The organism is Methylobacterium sp. E-012, assembly GCF_057836545.1.
This window is the reverse complement of sequence record NZ_JBYQEY010000001.1, coordinates 1,481,788-1,501,923: the sequence shown is the minus strand read 5'-3', so window position 1 is coordinate 1,501,923 and position 20,136 is coordinate 1,481,788. Positions and strand designations below refer to the sequence as shown.

The 20,136-nt window shown below is 67.7% G+C and carries 19 protein-coding genes; 12 read left to right on the top strand and 7 right to left on the bottom strand.

All coding sequences use genetic code 11. The annotated features are described in order from the left end of the window. Positions 1-57 precede the first annotated feature (57 nt). From AC3IF1_RS07125 to AC3IF1_RS07110, 4 genes are all read left to right on the top strand, one after another. Positions 58-279: a hypothetical protein gene (locus tag AC3IF1_RS07125; RefSeq protein ID WP_489216822.1), complete on the top strand. Its 222-nt coding sequence runs from the start codon at positions 58-60 to the stop codon at positions 277-279. Between the two features lie 434 nt (positions 280-713). Continuing rightward, positions 714-2,852: an NAD(+) synthase gene (locus AC3IF1_RS07120; protein ID WP_489216820.1), complete on the top strand. Its 2,139-nt coding sequence runs from the start codon at positions 714-716 to the stop codon at positions 2,850-2,852. A 116-nt stretch (positions 2,853-2,968) separates the two neighbouring features. Then, the gene (locus tag AC3IF1_RS07115) at positions 2,969-3,199 is read left to right on the top strand and encodes a hypothetical protein (protein WP_243970273.1); all 231 of its coding nucleotides are present in this window, start codon (positions 2,969-2,971) and stop codon (positions 3,197-3,199) included. A gap of 604 nt (positions 3,200-3,803) precedes the next feature. Further along, positions 3,804-4,211 carry a PilZ domain-containing protein gene (locus tag AC3IF1_RS07110; RefSeq protein WP_489216819.1) on the top strand — a complete coding sequence of 136 codons (408 nt, stop codon included), beginning with the start codon at positions 3,804-3,806 and terminating at the stop codon, positions 4,209-4,211. A 16-nt stretch (positions 4,212-4,227) separates the two neighbouring features. Here AC3IF1_RS07110 and AC3IF1_RS07105 read toward each other — a convergent pair whose 3' ends face one another. Continuing rightward, positions 4,228-4,665 carry an HIT family protein gene (locus AC3IF1_RS07105; protein ID WP_243965160.1) on the bottom strand — a complete coding sequence of 146 codons (438 nt, stop codon included), beginning with the start codon at positions 4,663-4,665 and terminating at the stop codon, positions 4,228-4,230. Positions 4,666-4,838: 173 nt separating this feature from the next. Between AC3IF1_RS07105 and AC3IF1_RS07100 the strand changes: the two genes are divergently transcribed. The 4 genes from AC3IF1_RS07100 (at position 4,839) to AC3IF1_RS07085 (ending at position 10,011) form a co-directional block, all read left to right on the top strand. After that, a complete protein-coding gene (locus AC3IF1_RS07100; protein WP_243965162.1) occupies positions 4,839-5,798 on the top strand; it encodes a cation diffusion facilitator family transporter in 960 nt (319 codons plus the stop codon). Between the two features lie 650 nt (positions 5,799-6,448). Further along, the gene (locus AC3IF1_RS07095; RefSeq protein WP_243965185.1) at positions 6,449-7,390 is read left to right on the top strand and encodes a glycosyltransferase family 8 protein; all 942 of its coding nucleotides are present in this window, start codon (positions 6,449-6,451) and stop codon (positions 7,388-7,390) included. Positions 7,391-7,668: 278 nt separating this feature from the next. After that, positions 7,669-8,997: a UDP-glucose dehydrogenase family protein gene (locus AC3IF1_RS07090; protein ID WP_243965163.1), complete on the top strand. Its 1,329-nt coding sequence runs from the start codon at positions 7,669-7,671 to the stop codon at positions 8,995-8,997. A gap of 66 nt (positions 8,998-9,063) precedes the next feature. Next, positions 9,064-10,011, top strand: a complete 948-nt coding sequence (locus tag AC3IF1_RS07085) for a UDP-glucuronic acid decarboxylase family protein (protein ID WP_489216815.1) — start codon at positions 9,064-9,066, stop codon at positions 10,009-10,011. A 333-nt stretch (positions 10,012-10,344) separates the two neighbouring features. Here AC3IF1_RS07085 and AC3IF1_RS07080 read toward each other — a convergent pair whose 3' ends face one another. The 3 genes from AC3IF1_RS07080 to AC3IF1_RS07070 all read right to left on the bottom strand — a co-directional run bounded on the left by AC3IF1_RS07080 (position 10,345) and on the right by AC3IF1_RS07070 (position 12,898). Then, a complete protein-coding gene (locus AC3IF1_RS07080) occupies positions 10,345-11,199 on the bottom strand; it encodes an SDR family oxidoreductase (protein ID WP_489216813.1) in 855 nt (284 codons plus the stop codon). A 10-nt stretch (positions 11,200-11,209) separates the two neighbouring features. Beyond that, positions 11,210-11,389: a DUF1328 domain-containing protein gene (locus tag AC3IF1_RS07075; RefSeq protein WP_243965167.1), complete on the bottom strand. Its 180-nt coding sequence runs from the start codon at positions 11,387-11,389 to the stop codon at positions 11,210-11,212. A 129-nt stretch (positions 11,390-11,518) separates the two neighbouring features. Then, positions 11,519-12,898, bottom strand: a complete 1,380-nt coding sequence (locus AC3IF1_RS07070) for a chloride channel protein (protein ID WP_489216810.1) — start codon at positions 12,896-12,898, stop codon at positions 11,519-11,521. A gap of 272 nt (positions 12,899-13,170) precedes the next feature. Here AC3IF1_RS07070 and AC3IF1_RS07065 point away from each other — a divergent pair, with 272 nt between their 5' ends. Together AC3IF1_RS07065 and AC3IF1_RS07060 are read left to right on the top strand one after the other, a co-directional pair. Continuing rightward, on the top strand, positions 13,171-13,722 hold the full coding sequence (locus tag AC3IF1_RS07065) for an RNA polymerase sigma factor (protein ID WP_243965170.1): 552 nt from the start codon (positions 13,171-13,173) through the stop codon (positions 13,720-13,722). Then, the gene (locus AC3IF1_RS07060) at positions 13,719-14,429 is read left to right on the top strand and encodes an anti-sigma factor (RefSeq protein WP_489216808.1); all 711 of its coding nucleotides are present in this window, start codon (positions 13,719-13,721) and stop codon (positions 14,427-14,429) included. Before AC3IF1_RS07065 ends, AC3IF1_RS07060 begins: the two co-directional genes overlap by 4 nt. Before the next feature lie 90 nt (positions 14,430-14,519). Here AC3IF1_RS07060 and AC3IF1_RS07055 read toward each other — a convergent pair whose 3' ends face one another. Together AC3IF1_RS07055 and AC3IF1_RS07050 are read right to left on the bottom strand one after the other, a co-directional pair. After that, entirely contained in the window at positions 14,520-15,089 is a 570-nt protein-coding gene (locus AC3IF1_RS07055) for a fasciclin domain-containing protein (RefSeq protein WP_489216806.1), read from the bottom strand. Between the two features lie 168 nt (positions 15,090-15,257). Further along, positions 15,258-16,646: a deoxyribodipyrimidine photo-lyase gene (locus AC3IF1_RS07050; RefSeq protein ID WP_489216804.1), complete on the bottom strand. Its 1,389-nt coding sequence runs from the start codon at positions 16,644-16,646 to the stop codon at positions 15,258-15,260. Positions 16,647-17,199: 553 nt separating this feature from the next. Between AC3IF1_RS07050 and AC3IF1_RS07045 the strand changes: the two genes are divergently transcribed. Then, positions 17,200-18,318, top strand: coding sequence for an NHL repeat-containing protein (locus AC3IF1_RS07045; RefSeq protein WP_489216801.1), 1,119 nt, complete (start codon positions 17,200-17,202; stop codon positions 18,316-18,318). Between the two features lie 71 nt (positions 18,319-18,389). Continuing rightward, positions 18,390-18,887 (top strand): peptide deformylase, encoded by a 498-nt coding sequence (locus AC3IF1_RS07040; protein WP_489216800.1) that lies wholly within the window; start codon positions 18,390-18,392, stop codon positions 18,885-18,887. A gap of 40 nt (positions 18,888-18,927) precedes the next feature. Here the strand turns inward: AC3IF1_RS07040 and AC3IF1_RS07035 are convergent, their stop codons facing one another. After that, on the bottom strand, positions 18,928-20,055 hold the full coding sequence (locus AC3IF1_RS07035) for a TRAP transporter substrate-binding protein (protein WP_489216798.1): 1,128 nt from the start codon (positions 20,053-20,055) through the stop codon (positions 18,928-18,930). Between the last annotated feature and the right edge of the window lie 81 nt (positions 20,056-20,136).

Below are 20,136 nucleotides of genomic sequence, written 5' to 3'. Positions count from 1 at the left end.
GCCGGAAACCATGCGGGCACGCATTGAAGCGCCTGCGGGTTCCGCCGACGAAACATCGTGGTGGTGCCGACGCCGGTGCGCGGATCGGCGCAGGGCCCCAAACTCTCGCTGTTCTCCGGATGCGCCGGCGCGCGCGGTCTCGCCTCCGACCACGGGGCGGGACCGGGCGACCACATCCATCGCGGCGACCTGCAACCAGCTCCCATCGTCACCACGGTCGAGCCGCTGGTCGCGGACTTCCTCAGCGAGCTCCGCCTGCTTGGCCGAGGATCGCCATGAACAAGGGTCCCCTCATCCGGATCGGCGGCTCGGCCCAGGGGATCGGCGCGGCGTTCATCGCGGCTCGGCACCGCGCCGCGGCTGGCGATCGCGCACCCGAGCGGTCCGTTCCCGTCTTCGAGAGCCGGAAGGGCTTCAAGGCGGCGTTCTCGGACGCGCGGAAGCGCCGGCACCGTCCATCACAGCGCGCGCCGGCCGCGTCGGACGGCCCGACAGGCGGGTCCACGACGACGGGGCCGCGCCCGCATCGACCGGCGCCATCCGCTGGTCCGGGCGGCAGCCCACTTGGGCCGCGTCGGAGGCGACCGTGACGGTCAAATTCAGCCGCTCCAGGACAGGGAGCGTGGTTGGAACGCGGAGAGCCGATCCTGTGGCCTGAGGAGGCCTTGGAGGGCATCCACGGCGTCTCGGTTGTCTCTGATGTATCCAGCCCCATGGTCGAGCCCCATATAGGCTGGAGAGTCCCCTCCCCCGGACCGGTGCCCGTGCCTCAGCCCCCCTCCCCGCCGCGCGCCGATCCCCGGGCCGATGGACCGGCCCGCTTCCGCTCCCTCTATCGCCACGGCTTCGCCCGGGTCGCGGCCTGCACCGGGCGCAGTCATCCGGCCGAGCCCGGGCGCAACGCCGACGCCATCCTCGCCCTGGCGCAGACCTGTCATGATTCCGGTGCAGCGCTCGCGGTCTTCACCGAACTCGGCCTCTCCGCCTACGCGATCGAGGATCTGCTACTCCAGCAGACCCTGCTGGACGCGGTCGAGGAGGCCGCTGCCCGGGTGATCGCCGAATCGGCATCCCTGCGGCCGCTGCTCCTGGTCGGCGCGCCCCTGCGCTGGCGCCACCGCATCTACAACTGCGCCCTGGCGATCCAGGGCGGCCGCCTGCTCGGCGTCGTGCCCAAATCCTTCCTGCCGAACTACCGGGAATTCTACGAGAAGCGCCACTTCGCCGCCGGCGCCGGCGTCGTGGGCGAGACCATCCGGGTCGCGGATCACGCGGCGCCCTTCGGCACCGACCTGCTGTTCCCGGCCGAGGATCTGCCGGGCCTCGTGGTTGGGGTCGAGATCTGCGAGGACCTGTGGGTCCCAGAACCGCCCGGCATGCGCGCGGCCCTCGCCGGGGCCACCGTGCTGGCGAACCTGTCCGGCAGTCCGATCACGGTCGGCCGGGCCGAGTCCCGGGCGCTCCTGTCGCGGGGCGCCTCCATGCGCGGCGCCTGCGCCTATGTCTACGCCGCCGCGGGTCTCGGCGAATCGACTACCGACCTGTCCTGGGATGGCCAGACCAGCATCGACGAGCTCGGTGCGCGCCTCGCCGAGGGCCAGCGCTTCCCCGAGGGCCCGGTGGCGACGCGCGCCGATATCGACCTCGACCTGATCGCCCAGGAGCGCCTCCAGGCCGGCAGCTTCGACGACGACGCGCGGCGCCACGCACTCGCCTATCGCCGCGTGCCCTTCCGGCTCGACCCGCCGGAGGCCGATCTGGGGCTGATGCGACGGATCGAGCGCTTCCCGTTCGTCCCCGCCGATCCGACGCGCCTCGCGCAGGATTGCTACGAGGCCTACAACATCCAGGTGGCGGGTCTCGCCCAGCGCCTGGAGGCCACCGGCACCCGCAAGGCCGTGATCGGCGTCTCGGGCGGACTCGATTCGACCCATGCGCTGATCGTCATCGCCAAGGCCTTCGACCGGCTCGGCTACCCGCGGTCGGACATCCTGGCCTACACGCTGCCGGGCTTCGCCACCTCGAACGCCACCAAGGCCAACGCCCACGCGCTCATGACGGCCCTGGGCTGTACGGCCGCCGAGATCGACATCCGCCCGGCGGCCCGGCAGATGCTCGCCGACATGGGCCATCCCTTCGCCAGGGGCGAGGCGGTCTACGACGTGACCTTCGAGAACGTTCAGGCGGGCCTGCGCACCGATTATCTGTTCCGCCTCGCCAACCACGCGGGCGGACTCGTGGTCGGCACCGGCGACCTCTCGGAATTGGCGCTCGGCTGGTGCACCTACGGGGTCGGCGACCAGATGAGCCATTACGCGGTCAATGCCGGCGTGCCCAAGACCCTGATCCAGCACCTGATCCGCTGGGTGATCGGCACTGGCGAGGTCGGCCCCGAGGAGGCACGCACCCTCCAGGCGGTCCTCGACACCGAGATCTCCCCCGAGCTGGTGCCGGTGGACCCGGACGACACCCCGCAGAGCACGGAGGCGACGATCGGCCCCTACGCGCTGCAGGACTTCAACCTGTTCTACACGCTCCGCTACGGGTTCCGGCCCTCGAAGATCGCCTTCCTGGCACTCCACGCCTGGGGCGACCGGGCGCGGGGCTCCTGGGCGCCGGACTTCCCCGAGGCCAAGCGGGTGGCCTACGATCTTTCGGAGATCCGCCGCTGGCTCGGGGTGTTCCTGACCCGCTATTTCGGCTTCAGCCAATTCAAGCGCTCGGCCCTGCCGAACGGCCCGAAGGTCTCCGCCGGCGGCTCCCTGTCGCCCCGGGGCGATTGGCGCGCGCCCTCGGACGGGTCGGCGCGGATCTGGATCGCGGAGCTGGACCGAAACGTCCCCGAAACTTGACCGTCACAAACTCGACCGATTGTGCTATTATGAACACGGTCAAGCCGTTTCTTGGCAGCGCAGGGTTCCGTGCTTCCAATGTTCGGCGTCGAGGGCGGTCAGGCGGAGGACTTCGGATGCGAAGCTACAACCTGTTCCAGCTCAAGGGCGAGGCAAGCCTCTGCTGCGCGGTGCCCGAGGCGAGCACCGTTCCGCCCTTCATCGGCGCCGGCCGATGGACATACGGCGGCAAGCTCTGCGATGGCAGCCGGCAGCCCCTCGACTTCGACGACCGGGCCGCCGACACGGCGGTGCGCTTCAACGGCTTCTACCTGTTCCAGACGGTGGACCGGCGCTTCGTCGCCTGAGCGAGCCCACCGCCGCGCGCTTGGGCTAGCGGTGTCACCGATCTCAGTTCGCGCATCGGCAGTTCCGCCTCTTCCCTCTATGGGCTGCCGGATTCACACATCGCTGGCCGACACGTTCTCTCCTCTCCCTTGCGGCTACGGGCGACACAGGTTTGAGGTCTCAGCGAGTTCGCCGGTCAGATCGGCGGGGCGCAGGTCCCCTCTCCCGTCCGGGAGAGGGGGCCTGTCGCGCTGCGTCATGAGCCGCGTGCCTTGAGCCCGCGTCGCCCGTAGCTCGTGCGGGGAGGCGTTGGAGGTGGGGGTCGAGCGGTGCGGTGCCGTCTGCACCACCCCCACCCCTGACCCCTCCCCGCAAGGGGGAGGGGAAAAGCGCTCTGCTTTCAAGAAGTTGGTGTCAGCCTGAGACGTGTGCATCCGGTAGCCCGCAGAAGGGGGAGGGCGTGCCGCTGAGCCGGCGGCCAGTTCCGAGCCATCATGTCCCTTCACCCGCCTCTCTATCGATCTCCGTTCGCGAAATCGGCCGCGAATCCGGTATCCGGACGAAGGTTCTTTAAGAGGTGGCGTGCAGAGTTCGCGGCATCGTCAGCGTTCCGGAGCCGCCCGCATGTCGGAGCATCGCAGAGAGACGCGCCAGAGGGTGTTCCTCAAGGGCCGCATCGTCTTCAACAACGGGTCGTCGAGCTTCGACTGCCTGGTGCGCGACATGTCCTCGTCCGGCGCCCGTCTCATCATGAGCGACGCCACGACGCTGCCCGAGGCGTTCGACCTGTACATCCCGCAGAAGGACCGGACCTTCCGCGCGACCCTGCGCTGGCGGCGGGAGGACGGGATCGGCGTCACCTTCGAGGAACCCGCCCGGGCCGCCCCGACGAAGGCATCCGAGATCGCCGCGACCGAGGCCTCCGTGACCATGCTGCTGCGGCGCGTGGGCGAGTTGGAGACCGAGAACGCCGCTCTGCGGCGGCTGCTCGCCGGCATGGCGCAGCCGGGCGATTCGGCGAGCGCGGCCTGAGCGTCACTCGTCCGCGTCACCCGTCCGAATCGAGGGCCGCGCGGATGCGTGCGGCGTGCGCGGCCAGGACCGCGTTGTCGGCCATGCCGCCCTCGTGGCGCGTCAGCGGGACACCCTCGCGCCGCGGGATGACGTGGACGTGCAGGTGGAACACGGTCTGGCCGCCGGCCGGCTCGTTGAACTGAAAGACCGTCAGCCCGTCCGCCTGGAACGCCGCCTTCACCGCCCGGGCGACCCGCTGGACGCTGGCCATCAGGGCGGCGAGCGCCTCCGGCTCGGCGTCGAGCAGGCCGCGGGCCGGGGCCTTCGGGATCACCAGGGTGTGGCCCTCGCCCTGGGGCATCACATCCATGAAGGCCAGCGTCTGCGCGTCCTCGTAGACACGGTGGCAGGGGATCTCCCCGCGCAGGATCTTGGCGAAGATGTTGTCGGGGTCGTAGCGGGCGTCGACCATGCTGCCTCCGGGCTTCCTTGGGCGGGCGCAGGTTGCACGGGCCGGCTGGCCGCGTCCACATGGGAACCGGCCGCGCGCCGGAACGCTTGCATCGCCGCAATCGAAGCATCGCGGCGCCCCGGGTTCCGGCAGGCGGGGCTCGCCCGCGCGGATCGGGTCAGGGGGTTTTTCGGATGGCGCACGAGAGTACGGGTGCGATCTACGCGGCGGCGGGGGCGAACCTCGCCATCGCGGCGGCCAAGTTCGTCGGCGGGGCGCTGACCGGCTCGACCGCGATGCTGGCCGAGGGGGTGCATTCGCTGGTCGATACGGCGAACCAAGTGCTGCTGCTCGTGGGCATGAAGCGCTCGGAGAAGCCGGCCGATGACCGCCACCCGTTCGGCTACGGGCGCGAGATCTACTTCTACGCCTTCGTGGTCGCGCTGATGATCTTCCTCGGCGGCGGTGTCTTCGCGGTCTACGAGGGCATCGAGCGGATCCGCCATCCCGCGCCGGACGCGGACGCCGAACTGTTCGGCTTCCGCCTGCCCGGGATCTGGGTGAACGTCGCGATCCTGGGCTTTGCCATCGCCGCCGAGGGCACCTCCTTCTTCGTGGCGATGCGCCAGTTCTGGTCCGAGAAGGGCGACCATTCGGCGGTGCGGGCGATCCGGCGCAGCAAGGATCCGACCCTGTTCACGGTGCTGGCCGAGGATACCGCCGCGCTGATCGGACTGCTGATCGCGCTCGCCGGCATCACCCTGAGCCATGTCCTGGAGATGCCGAGCCTTGACGGCTGGGCCTCGGTCGGGATCGGGCTCGTCCTCGTCGGTATGGCCCTGTTCCTGATGATCGAGACCCACGGCCTCCTGATCGGCGAGGCGGCCGACCCCGCGATCATCGCGGCGATCTCCGAACTGGCCCGCGCCGAGCCGGGGGTGCTCCACGTCAACGAGGTGCTCACCCAGCATCTCGGCCCCTCCGACATCCTGGTCAATCTCAGCATCGACATGGCCGACGACCTGAGCGCGGGCGAAGTCGAGAGCCTCGTGACCCGCCTCGACCGGGCGCTGAAGCAGCGCAGCCCAGACGTCACCCGCGTGTTCATCGAGATTCAGCAGCAGGGCGACCACATCGTTCGGGCCGCGGCCTGACCGGCCGTTCCCGACGAGAAAGCCCCGCTTCCCCACGCTGCTGGGTTCGCCTCCCCGGCTCCACTCGACCTGCGAACCGCCACCCCCTGTACGGGCGGCTTAGACCCTGGTAGGCGACGTCCGCCTTCCTGAGAGCGCCGGTGATGCCGTTGCCGTGCGCCATGTGTACCGTGATCCGGTGCAGCGTTTGCACCATCCGCTCCGCATCCGGTGGCTATCCCGCGCGTTCGCTCAGTCCTCCGGTCTGCGCTGATCCGCTCAATCGGCGCAGTCCGGGACGGGTCGACCGGGTCATTCGATGAGATGGTTCATTCGAGCGATCTCAGACAAGAGCCGGACTAAAAAACTACATCCCGAGTTTTACGGGATAAATTCGATCGAAAGGCTGTGTATAACATCTGCCATATTAGCAAAATTACTATATCGCGCAGCTTTTTTCGTTACAGACCCAAGCTGTACCCGCAACCATTATTAAGATTTTTTTCCCCCGTTCCGCAAAAATCGAGACATTATAATTAATCACTCGCGTCAGCTCGAACTAACGCTCGTAAGTAGTATAAGCAAAAATCCGCAAAAAATTTATTCGCATCGACGAATGCTTTCTGCTAAGTTTTATAAACCGTCTATCATGCCAGACAGCCGAGGTGGTGATGCAGGAAAATTGCATTTGCTATGCGGTCGACTCGAACTACTTGTTTCCAGCAACTTTGAGCGCTGTGCAAGTTAGAAACAAGACGCCACAGAGCAGCGCCGATGTCGTTATCGTATGTTTTGATGATTCCAACGACAACACGCGGTTAGCCTCCAGCATCGCCAAGGCGCAGGGGATAGAATTTATTCAGCTGCCACAAGCTGAACTCGAGGGCATGTCGCTCGCCTACGCACGGCTGTTCCTAGATAAAGCACTGCCCACTCAGTACAAAAAACTTGTTTATGTAGATGGGGATACGCAGGTCACCAGTTCTCTCGGGGACCTGTTCGATCCATCCCTGGCGCAGTACGACTTCATCGCGGCGCGCGATGCCATGACCATGGTCGTCAACGACAACACGCGGATGGGAAAAAGAATAAAGCGCTATTTCAGCGCGCTCGGACTTGATGAAGCGGACCATGAGCGATACTTCAATTCCGGCGTCATCAAGCTTAATAGAAGTCTTATAAGCGATCTACGGTCAGACATTAAAAAATTGATTGATCGCAAGAAGTACGATTTCACGTTCTTTGATCAGGATGCTTTAAATATTATTTTAGCCGGCAACAAAAACAGGATGTCTCTAAAATGGAATTTTCCGACATTTCTCATGAACTATAGTCATTTCCGAGAGATTCCGGCTCATCTGCTGCATTTCTGCTCGAACCCCCGGCCGTGGCATGGCCCTTTCACCCCTTGGGGAGAGGCATACTTTCAGGTATATACCGATTTCGCGAAATCATTCCCGAACACCAATCATAAAACACAGCCCCTGAGCGGGATGAAAAAGGCGAAATATATTCTACAGACGCGATACAAAAGTATTATCGAGCCTTACATGTGGGACAATGCCCACACGAGGCAAAAGCGGACTGAACAAGAAAAAGAGACGATTGTTTAAATAATATAACTCGACGCATCTTTGAGGTGGAAATTTTTGGACCAGCACCGCGGCTGGAAATAGAATGCTATGATATCGCCGACGCCTCATCTTCTGGCAATGGTCGCACGGCGACGAATGGACGGAGCTACACTGGCTGCGACGATGGAGGACACGATTATTGAGTGGGCGGATGTTGGTGTTATTAATAATGTTAACTATTTATTAAATTACAGTCTAGCGATGGCGGCATAGATCCGATTATACATGCCTGCAGAGAGATGCCCGAGGAGGGACGTATGCGTTTAGCGGTTATCGGATCAGGATATGTCGGGCTGGTAACCGGGGTCTGTTTGGCAGACTTCGGCCATTCGGTCGTCTGCGTCGACAAGGATCCAGCAAAGATTGCAGCATTGAATGACGGCCGGATGCCGATCTACGAGCCGGGCCTGAGCGATCTCGTGGCGGAAAACGTGAGCCAGGGGCGGCTGTCATTCGTGACGGAACTCGGCCCGGCGGTCGCGCAGGCCGAGGCGGTCTTCATCGCGGTCGGCACGCCGTCGCGCCGCGGGGACGGCTTCGCCGATATGACCTATGTCCGCGAGGCCGCTCAGGAAATCGCCAGGTCCCTGACGGGATTCACGGTCATCGTGACCAAGTCGACCGTTCCGGTGGGCGAGGGCGACGTGGTCGAGCGGATCGTGCGCGAGATCGCCCCCGAGGCGGATTTCTCGGTCGTCTCGAACCCCGAGTTCCTGCGCGAAGGAGCTGCGATTTCCGACTTCAAGCGGCCCGATCGGATCGTCATCGGCGTGGGCGATGAGCGCGCCGAGGCTGTGATGCGCGAGATCTATCGGCCCTTGTACCTCAATGCGGCACCGATCCTGGTGACGGGCCGGCGCACGGCCGAGCTCACGAAATACGCCGCGAACGCGTTCCTGGCGACCAAGATCACCTTCATCAATGAGATCGCGGAACTGTGCGAATCCGTCGGTGCGGATGTGCAGGCCGTGGCGCGCGGGATCGGCCTGGACGGCCGGATCGGGTCGAAGTTCCTCCACGCGGGTCCGGGCTACGGGGGATCCTGTTTCCCGAAGGATACCCTGGCGCTCGTGAAAACCGCGCAGGACAACGGGGTGCCGTTGCGGATCGTCGAGACCGTCGTGGCGGTCAACGACAGCCGCAAGCGGGCAATGGCGCGCAAGGTCATCCGCGCCTGCGGCGGGTCGGTGAGGGGCAAGACGGTGGCCCTGCTCGGCCTCACCTTCAAGCCCGACACCGACGACATGCGCGAGGCACCGTCCCTGGCGATCGCGACCGGCCTGCTCGACGCGGCCTGCCATGTGCGCGCCTACGATCCCGAGGGGATGGAGCAGGCACGCCCGCTGATGCCGGGCGTCGACTTCGCGGACGATGCCTATGCGTGCGCGGAGGGTGCCGACGCGGTGGTGATCGTGACCGAGTGGAACGCGTTCCGGGCCCTCGACCTCGCCCGGTTGCGCGCCATCATGGCGGCGCCGGTCTTGATCGATCTACGCAATATCTACGAACCGGAGATGGCCCGGCGTCACGGGTTTTCCTACACCAGCATCGGGCGGCAAGGGGACGGTCCCGCCATCGGCGCGTGAGGATACCGAATGTTGACGGCCGCACCCGGACGGGCGCGGAGCGTAGGGTGTCAGGAGGGCTCGAGATTGCGCTACGATGATACGAAGAAGATCCTCGTAACCGGGGGGGCCGGCTTTCTCGGCTCACACCTGTGCGAGCGCTTGCTGGCCGACGGGCATGAAGTTCTATGTGTCGATAATTTCTACACCGGCACACGGCGCAATGTCGCCCATCTGCTGAGCAATCCGCGCTTCGAAATCATGCGTCACGACGTGACGTTTCCGCTCTATGTCGAGATCGACGAGATCTACAATCTCGCCTGCCCCGCTTCGCCGGTGCATTACCAGTTCGATCCAGTTCAGACGACGAAAACGAGCGTCATCGGCGCGATCAACATGCTCGGCCTGGCCAAGCGCCTGCGTATCAAGGTGTTCCAGGCATCGACGTCGGAGGTCTACGGCGACCCGGAAGTGCATCCGCAAGTGGAAGAATACGTCGGCCACGTCAATCCAATCGGCTTCCGATCGTGCTACGACGAGGGCAAGCGCTGCGCGGAAACATTATTCTTCGACTATCATCGTCAACATAATCTGCCGATCAAGATCGTACGCATCTTCAACACCTACGGCCCGCGCATGCACCCGAACGACGGCCGTGTCGTGTCGAACTTGATCATGCAGGCGCTCCGCGGGGACGAAATCACGCTCTATGGCGACGGAGAGCAGACGCGCTCGTTCTGTTACGTGAGCGACCTCATCGAGGGTTTTGTTCGACTGATGGACAGTGGGCCCGAGATCACCGGGCCGATCAACATCGGCAATCCGAACGAGTTCACGATCCGGGAACTTGCCCATTTGGTGATCGAACTGACCGACTCGCGGTCGACGATCGCGCATCGCCCGCTCCCGCCTGACGATCCCCGGCAGCGGCGACCCAATATCGAGAAGGCGAAAACCCATCTGGATTGGGAACCCACCGTGCAGCTCCGCGAGGGCCTGGAGCGGACGATCGCGTACTTTCGCTCGACCTTCTAAGAGCCAGTTCGACGGCGCGATGGCGGTCGCGCGCTGGTTTCGGCTGGCGTGTCTCCCCGTCGTCTCCTCCTCCTGGGGTGCCGGAGCGCAGCGGACGCCGCGAAGGGGCCCTCCTTCGAGGCCCGCTGCGCGGTCTCCTCAGGTTGAGGGTGAGGATCGGAGGATCCAGTCAAACAGGCTCAGGGAAGCGCACGATGGTTTCGTGCCGATCCCACCGATGAAGACCTCGGGTATTGGCCGTGTCGATGGAGAAGACCCGAGCGGCCGCCGCAGCGCCATGGCGCGGGCGAACCGCACTGAACGGCGTTCATTGCGTTTCGGTATGAGACCCGGTCAGACGCTCCGCCCCACCTGCGCGAGGCTCAGCGCCCAGACCCGTTCCTGAACGGCCTCGTCGCGACTCTCGGCCGACGAGGTCTTCGGCCGGGAATGCGAGAAGTAGCGGCCGGTGACCCCGTCGAGCGCGGGGTCGCTCGCTACGTAGAGCGAGGTCTCGGCCCCCTTCTCCGGCGTGGTCAGGAACGGCCGCATCAGCGACCAGGCGGTGCCGAACAGGCCGCCGGTGTTCTTTGCGAAACCGGTGTTGATCACCCCCGGATGCAGGGCGTTGACGGTGATCCCGTCGGCCCGCAGCCGTCGGGCCAGGGCATAGGTGAACAGCACGTTGCCGAGCTTGGCCTGGGCATAGGCCCGCATGGCGCCGTAGCGCCGGGCGCCCTCGATATCGTCGACGTCGATATGACCGCGATAATGCGCCGCCGAAGCGACGTTGACGATGCGCGGCTTACCCCCGGCCGCCGCCGAGGCCTTCAGCGGCGCGAGCAGTTCAAGCGTCAGCAGCACGTAGCCCAGATGATCCAGCGCCCAGGTCCGCTCGATGCCGTCGACCGTGAGGGTCCGGTGGTCGAAAATGGCGCCGGCGTTGTTCACCTGCACGTCGAGGCGCGGATAGGCATCGCGCAGCGTCCCGGCGAGGCGCCGGATCTCCCCCTGTGCTGACAGGTCGGCGACATGCGGATCCACCCCCGCACCCGGCACCGCGGCGCGGATCCGCTCGGCACAGGCCCGCGTCTTCCCGGCGTCGCGCCCAACGATGGCGACCCGCGCGCCGAGGCGCGCGAGGCCGAGGGCGGTCTCGTAGCCGATTCCGTTGGTCGCCCCGGTGACGAGGCAGGTCTTGCCGCGCACCGGGCCGGCCTCAGAACACCGCCTGCCCGACCGCGAAGGCGATGACCACGATCACGACGGCGATCAGCAGGAACAGGCCGAACAGGATCCGGGCCAGGGAGCCGGCGCCCGAGGCGATGCCGGTGAAGCCGAGGCCGCCGGCGATCAGCGAGATCACGAAGCAGATGAGGGCCCATTTCAGAAGGGTCATGACGTCACTCCGGGTGGGCCCGGGAGGCGGGCCGGCTTCGCTGCCTCAACCGACGCCAAGCGAGACCGTTCCGCCGATTCCGCACCGGTCCGCTTATATTCTTAACCGGAGCCGCGCGGCCGTCGAACATCATGCGGTTTTGGCAACCGGCTGGGCCGGTACGTCGGCGCGCTCCAGCATGATCTCCGCCAGGGTGTGATAGAGGCCGCCCCGGCAGACCGCCTTCGAGGCGGCATCGGCCACCAGCGCCGCCACCATCAGCGGGATCACCATCGCGTGGTTCTGGGTCATCTCGGTGACGATGACGAAACTGGTGATCGGCGCCTGGAGCACCCCGGTCAGGTAGGCCACCATGCCGATCAGCACGAGGGCGCCCACCGGCATGTCCGGCAGGAGCCCGTGGACCGTTCCGCCGAGGCCGGCCCCCACCGCCAGGGACGGCGCGAACAGGCCCCCCGGGATGCCGCTGATCGAGCTGAGCACGGTGGCGGCGAATTTGAGCGGCGCGTAGGTCCAGCTCGATGCCGTGTCGCCGTGAAGGATCGCCCGGGCCTCCTCGTAGCCGGTGCCGTAGGCGGTCCCCCCGGAGGCGAGGCCGCAGAGGGCGACGCACAGGCCGCAGGCGGCCGCGAACACCACCGGCCGCGTCCGGATCAGCCGGCCGGCCCGCCCCGGCAGGCCCCGGGCGAACAGGATCACCACCCGGCTGAACAGGCCGCCCGCCAGCCCCCCGGCGAGGGCAATCAGGGGCACGATCCAGCTAGCCGCGAGGGGCAGCTCGTCCTGGGTGGTGCCGAAATAGGTGTAATTGCCCAGGAGCCACAGGGAGGTCAGGCCCGCCGCCACGATCCCGGCGACGATCAGGCCCGAGGAGCGCGCCTCGTAGGCCCGGCCCAGCTCCTCGATGCCGAACACGATGCCGGCGAGCGGGGTGTTGAAGGCCGCCGCGACGCCGGCCGCGCCGCCGGCGAGCAGGAGGCCCGGCAGGCGGTCCGGCGTCAGGCGGCCGAAGGCCGCCATGATCGCCGCGCCGACCTGCACGGTCGGCCCCTCGCGGCCGGCCGAGGCCCCGCACAGGAGCCCGAGGAACAGGACGATCACCTTGCCGAAGGCGACCCGGGGGGAGATCAGGGCGTAGCGGAAGCGCGCGTCCCGGGCGTGCCGGGCGGCGATCACCTGCGGGATGCCGGACCCTTGCGAGTTCGGGAACACCGTGCGCGCCAGGAGCGCCGCCAGGGCGAAGCCCGCCGGCGTCAGCACCAAGGCGATCAGCGGCGAGGGCGCGACGAGCCGACGGAAGCCGTCCTGGGCGAGGTCGGCGCCCTTGGCCATCAGCACGGCGGCGAGGCCCACGCAGATGCCGCCCACGAGGAACAGCAGCCGCCCCCGCCACAGCGGGTAGGCCTCCAGCGAGGCCGAACGCAGACGCAGGATCGAGCGGCGGTAACGGGAGCGCCGCGGACGGGGGGCGTCGATCGTCTGCCGCACCGCGTCCCGCATCTCGGCCATCTCCACGCCACTCCCCCGCATCGCTGGAGCAAGCGCTATACCGCAACCGGTCTGGAATGGCCCGCGGGACGCCCCGCAATCCCCACGTCGCTGGATCCGCTGCGGCGTGCCGCGGAGAACGAGGCCTCGACGGACCGAGCCGCGCCGACGCCTTTCGCCGCCGCCGCCCTCGCCCGCACGCACAGGGTATCGTCACGGTCACGAAGCTTGGGCTAAAGCTGCATCCGGGTGGGCGTCGATGGGAGGCGCCCCGGAGTTCGCGGGGAGCCATCTTGGCCGACGACGCCATGCTGCGCCGGCTGCTTGCGGGGATCGCCCGCGGCGAGGCGGACCGGCTCGCCGAACTGTACGATCTCACGAGCCCGAAACTTTACGGGCTGATCCTGCGTATCCAACGCGACCGAGGCTTGGCCGAGGACGTGCTTCAGGACGTCTACATGCGGATCTGGCAGGCAGCGGGCGCCTATCGGCCGGAGGCCGGGCCCCCGCTGCCCTGGCTTGTCACCATCGCGCGCCATCGCGCGATCGACAGCGTGCGTCGGAAGCGCGAGGTGCAGGGGCCGGAACTGGAAAGCGGTGAGGATTGGGTGGCGCGGCTGATCGATCCGCATGACGCGGCCGGCGCGTTCCAGGACCGCGAGGCCCTCGCGGCCTGCCTCGGCCGGCTCGAGCCGCTGCACCGGGATTGCGTGCTGCTGGCCTATTGCGAAGGCCGCTCGCGCGAGGAGCTGGCCCGCCAGTTCGACCGCCCCGTCAACACGATCAAGACCTGGCTGCATCGCGCGCTCGCCGCCTTGAAGGCCTGCCTGGAGACCGTGTCGTGACCGGAACGGGCGCCCCGGACCCCGACGATCCCGATCCTCACGCGCCCGACCTGCGCGCGGCGGAGTACGTCCTCGGGACGCTCGACGCCCCGGAGCGTGACGTCGTGGAGCGCGAGGCGGCCCGGGATCCGGCCGCGGCGGCGCGGATCCGGGCCTGGGAACGGCGCCTGGACCCGCTGACCACCCTGGTCCCTGCTGAGGTGCCGCCGCCGCGCGTGCGCGCCGCATTGCTGCGGGCGCTGCCGGCGTCGGAGCGGGCGGTGCTGCCGCAGATCCAGGCCCTCCGGGCGCAGCTCCGGCGCTGGCGGATCGCCGCCGGGGGCGCCGGGCTGCTGGCCGCCGGGCTCGCCCTGTTCCTGGCCGTCGGACCGTCGCGCGCGCCGTCCGGTGGTCGCTATCTCGCCGTGGTGCAGGGGGGCGGCACGCTCCCGGCGCTGATCGTGCAGGTGGACATGCGCACCGGCCTCGCGCAGGTCAGACCGGTCGGCGCCGAGGCGCCCGCGGATCGCAGCCTGGAGCTCTGGTATGTCGGCACGCAGGGGCCGCGGCCGCTCGGCCTCGTCGGCGCCGGAACGAGCCAGGTGCGGCTGCCGGCGGGGACGGCTCCGGATGGCGTGATCGCCGTCTCGGTGGAGCCGCCCGGGGGCTCGCCGACGGGCCAGCCCACGGGGCCGGTGGTCTATACCGGCAAGCTCATCGCAGAATGACCGGGTTCCGGCGTCCCGCCGGTCCCGATGATCGACGACGCGGCCCCCGCAGCCGCACTGGGGCTGCGGGGGCCGCGTCGCTCGGGTCGGTCAGGGCATCAGCACGCCGTTGACGACGTGGATGACGCCGTTCGACTGCATCACGTTCGGGATCGTCACCGCGACGGTGTCGCCCTTCACGTCGGTGATGTAGACCTTCTTGCCCTGCGCCGAGACGGCGAGCGGCTCGCCCTCGACGGTGGTGAGCTGGTTCTGCCCGCTGGGCTTCTTGGCCAGCGCCATCAGCTCTTGGGCGGTGTAGACGCCGGGGACCACGTGGTAGGTCAGGATCTTCGTCAGCGTCGCCTTGTTCTGCGGCTGCACGAGGTTCTCCACCGTACCCGGCGGCAGCTTGGCGAAGGCGGCGTTCGTGGGCGCGAACACCGTGAACGGGCCCGGACCGTTCAGCGTGTCGACGAGGCCGGCCGCCTTCACGGCGGCGACCAGGGTGGTGTGATCCTTCGAGTTGACCGCGTTCTCGACGATGGTCTTCTGCGCGTACATCGGCGCACCGCCGACCATCGGGTTCTTGGCGTAGGCGGCGCCGCTCGCCCCGAGGCCGAGCGCGAGGGTCAGGGCGAGGGCCTTGGCCGTGCGTCGGCCCATGTTCCTGGTGAGCATCGTGTTTCCTTCCGTCCGACCCCGAAGAGCGGGGCAGCGCGCGTCCTTACGGAGCCGCCGGAGGAAAAGTTTCGCCGCGCGGGATCGAATCGACGGAACGGTCGCCTCGGCCGCGACCCATTCAATGTGGGTTGGCGTGCCCGGGGCGAAGGCCACCCGTCACCGGGCTCACCCCTCGGCGTCGCAGAGCGTCTCCACCGCCCGCACATACGCCTTGGCGTCGAACTTCTTCAGAGAGTTCTCGCTCTGATAGCGGACCGTCCCGAAGACCTTGCGTTTCTGCCACGGGCGGTCGTGCAGGCCGTACACCCAGGCGACGTTGGTGAAGGAATTCGCGTCGCGCCCGTCGAGGAAGTAGCGGTTGTTGAGCCGGAGCGTGCGGGCGAACCCCTCCTCGGGCGAGGGCGACCATTCCAGGATCTTCTTGCCCCAGTACATCCGCAGCTGGTTGTGCATGTAGCCGGTCTCGCGCATCTCGCGCATGGCGGCGTTCCAATAGAGGTCGTGGGTCTCCCCGGCCGCGAGCTGCGCCTCGGAATAGGCGTGCGGGCGCGGATCCTCGGCATGCTCGGCCAGGGTCTTGCGCGCCCAGTCCGGGATCGCCTTGTCGTAGGCGTCGTAGCCCTCCGTGTAGAAGACGTGGTTCATCGCGAGTTCGCGCCGGACGATCAGTTCCTCCAGGTAGGCGCCGCGGTCGTCGGCGTCGCCGCTCCCGTTCTCGCGCACCGCGAGGGCGATCTCCACCGGCGAGATCTGCCCGAAATGCAGATAGGGGCTCATATGCGAGGCGGCGGCCGCCTCCGGCCTGTTGCGGCCGGCGCCGTAGCCCTCGAAGCCGTCCTTCAGGAACGCCGTCAGGCGCTTGCGCGCCTCGGTCTCGCCGCCGACGAAGCGCCGCACCGGCCCGACATCCCGGTCGAGGTGCATCCCGGCCAGCACCGCTTCGGGATCGGAGACGTCGATCGCGCTCTTCAGCTTGAGCGCACCGGCCGGGTGCTTCGGCTTGCGCGGCTTCAGCTCCGCGATGAACGGGTCCCACAGCCGATTGAGCTTCGGCCGCAGGGTCCGGGCGGCATATTCGTGCTTCGGCGAGGCCGTCTCCACCGGAACCACCACGTCGCCCTCGACCTGGACGATCCGCGTTGTCACGGCTTCGGCGATCTCCGCGTACCAGCCCTTCTGGATGGCGAGGTAGCCGCGATCGAGCACCAGGAGCGCGGCCTCTCCGGCGAGGTCGATGGCGACCCGCGCGGGGGAGCCTTTGCGCATCACGAAGCCGATCCCGCGCTTCTCCAGGCCGGCCTTCGCGTCCGCGAGACCCTGGAGCAGGAAGGCATAGTGCCGGGCATTGGCCTCGGGGAAGCCGCTCGCGCCGTCGAGCAGGCCGAAGCAGGCGACCACCGGCAAGCCCAGGTGGTTCGCCTCCTCGACGGCGAGTTCGAGGGCCGGATTGAACGTCGCCCGGTTGGCCTGCTGCAGGAGATACAGGACGTAACGCCCGTCCTCGCGCGGCGCGACATCGTTGAGGACCCGGACCCGCTCACCCTGAATCGCCATGCTCACCCTGACCCTTGCTGGACGCGTCGCCCCCGAGACGTTCCCGTCGGCCTGGCCGGACAGCTAGAGCGGGCGATGCATTCGTCTCTGCGCCAAACGGTGTCGAGACGGCGCAGTCGAACGGCCCGGCGGGCAGTGAACCGATCGGGCAAAGACCTGCCTCATCAGCCACTTGCACGGCGATAAAGCGGGACTGAACAGACCAAACCTGTCTTCGTCGGCCCGATGGACGCCTGCGACATTTTCAGCACAGCACCCGATCGATGCGTGTGCGGGCGCACAAAAGGACAGCCCTGCTGTCCTGACGCCCTTGAATTTTTCTCCCATGGGCGCAGATTGTGCAGCGCGGGATGGCGATGGCGTCGCGATCCCGCTGCCCTTCTTGGGCGTTTCCTCCCTAGACTTCGGGCCGCTCCTTCGGGAGTGGCCTTTTTTCTGTCCGGATCGTCTCCGGGCCGCCTCTGTCACCGAAGCGGGCCCGATCGGCTGGATCCCGCCCGGACCTGACGTCATGCTGTCGCTGAGCGCCGGGACAGGCGCCGGAGGACACGCCATGAGAATTCTTTCCACCGCGCTGCCGGCGCTCGCCTGCCTGCTCGCCCTGGCGGGCTCGGTCCTGGCCGCAGAGGTCCCGCGCTTCGCGGTCGACCCCGCCTGGCCGAAGCCGCTCCCGAACGACTGGATCATGGGCCAGGCCTCCGGCGTCGCCGTGGACGCGCAGGACCATGTCTGGGTGATCCAGCGGCCGCGCACCCTCACCGACGACGAGAAGGCCGCGAGCCTCGATCCGCCCCGGACCAAGTGCTGCAAGCCCGCCCCGCCGGTCCTGGAATTCGATCAGGCCGGCACCCTGCTGCGCAGTTGGGGCGGCCCCGGCGCCGGCTACGACTGGCCGACCAACGAGCACGGCATCCAGATCGACGGCCAGGGCTTCGTCTGGATCGCCGGCAACGGCGACGAGGATGGGCAGCTCCTGAAGTTCACCCCCGAGGGCCGATTCGTCCTGCAGATCGGCAAGTCCGGCCCGCAGACCGACAGCCGCGACACCAGCCGCCTCGGCAAGCCCGCCAACGTCGATTTCGACATGGCGGCCAACGAGGTCTACGTGGCGGACGGCTACTACAACCACCGGATCATCGTGTTCGACCGCGACACCGGGGCGTTCAAGCGGATGTGGGGCGCCTACGGCAAGCCGCCCACCGACGACAAGCTCGGCGCCTACGATCCGGCGGCAGATCCGCGCCGGCAATTCGCCAACCCGGTCCATTGCGTGCGCATCGCCCAGGACGGGCTGGTCTATGTCTGCGACCGCACCAACGACCGGATCCAGGTCTTCCACAAGGACGGCAGCTTCGTGAAGGAGTTCTTCGTCGAGACGGCGACCCGCGCCAACGGCTCGGTCTGGGAGCTGGCCCTGTGGCCGGACGCCGACCAGACCTACCTGCTCAACGCCGACGGGGCCAACAACGAGGTCCGCACCCTCGATCGCGCCACCGGCGCGGTGGTCGGGGCCTTCGGCCGGAACGGCCGCATGGCGGGCCAGTTCCACTGGGTCCACAACCTCGCGGTCGATTCCCAGGGCAACGTGTTCACCACCGAGGTGGACACCGGCAAGCGGGCGCAGAAATTCCTGGCCCTGGGGAATGTCGGGCTGCGCAAGCGGGTGCCGTGACCGCGCAGGCGCGCCACAGGTCGGATAGAGAGGGGCGGAATTCCGCACCGACGCAGGTGGACTGATCGACCATGCCGGCCCGCCCCCTCGTCCTGTTCCCCGATCCCCGCCTCGCCCGCCCGGCCGCGCCGATCGACGCGTTCGGGCCGCTCACGCAGGCCCTCATTGAGGATGTGTGGGACACCCTGCTGGCCGCAAGCGCCATCGGCCTGACGGCTCCGCATATCGGCGTGCCGGCCCGCGTGGTGGTGATCCGGATGTCTCCGGAGGAAGACCGGTGGATCTACCTGAACCCGACGATCCTCTGGGCCTCCCCCGAGACGGCGACCCACGAGGAGGGCAGCGTCAGCATGCCGGGGGTGCGCGAGCGGATCACCCGACCCGCCCGCATCCGGTTCGGCTACCGCGACCGCGACGGCGCGGCCCATGAAGAGGAGGCGGAGGGCTTTCCGGCCGCGGTCGTCCAGCACGAGATCGATCAGCTCGACGGCGTCTTCTGGATCGACCGCCTGTCGCGCCTGAAGCGGGAACGTCTCCTCAAGCGGTTCGACAAGCGGCGGTCGGCGTAGGGCGTCGTCCCGAAAGCCGGCGCCCAATCGGGATTATGTCCTATCCCCGCGCCCGCGCCCGGATCATGAAGTTGTCGTAGGTGTATTCCGCCACCTGGAACCAGAGGTACTCCTCGTTCCGGAAGGTGCGCATCGCCTCGTAGACGCGGCGGAAATCGCCGTTCTTGGCGGCGATCTCGGCGTAGACGTCGTTGGCGTTCTTGAGGGCGGCTTCCATCACCTCCTGGGGGAACGGCCGCAGCTGCGCGCCGCCGGCGACGAGCCGGCGCAGGGCCTGGGGGTTGCGCGCATCGTACTTGGCCTGCACCTCGGCGCCGACCTGGGCGGCGGCGGCCCGCAGGATCGCCTGGTAGGATTTCGGCAGCCCCTTCCACGCCTCGGCGTTGAACCAGAAATGCAGCATCGCGCCGCCCTCCCAGAAGCCGGGATAATGGTAGACCGGCGCGACCTTCTGCAGGCCGAGACGCTCGTCGTCGTAGGGGCCGATCCACTCCGCGGCGTCGATCTTCTTCGCTTCGAGGGCCGCGTAGATCTCGGCGCCGGGAAGCGTCTGCGGCTGGACGCCGAACTTGGCGAGCACCTGGCCGCCCATGCCGTCGATCCGGAACTTGAGACCCTGGAGATCGGCGAGGCCCTTGATCTCGCGCCGGAACCAGCCGCCCATCTGGGCGCCGGTGTTGCCCCCCGGCAGGCAGACGAGGCCGGCCTTCGCGAAGACCTCGGCGAACAGCTCGGCGGCGCCCCCCGCCTGCCACCACGCGGCGGCACCCCGGGCGTTGAGGCCGAAGGGCACCGCGGTGGCCAGGGCGAAGGTCGGGTCTTTGGCCATGGCCAGGGTCGCCGGCCCGTGGCCCATCTCGACGGTGCCCGCCGCGACGGCCTCCAGGAGACCCTCCGCGGGGACCGGCTCGCCGGGGCCGAGGACCTGGATCTGGAACCGCCCGTCGGTGGCCTCGGCGACGATCCGACTGAGCGCCTCCGGGGCACCGAACAGGATGTCGAGGGTCTTGGCATAGGCCGAGGACAGGCGCCAGCGCAGCGCGGGGGCGCCCTCCGCCTGAGCCGGAGCGGCGAACGTTCCGGCGGCGGCGGCGCCGAGGCCAGCGGTCAGCACGGTCCTGCGCCGCGTTCCTGTCGTTCGCGTGATGAGGGTCTCGTCCAACGGCATCTCGTCCGAGCGTGTCCGATCCGTCCGGCGCGGAATCGCCGGCCGCAGCTAGCATGTCCGCGTCGGTTCCCGAAAGCCGCG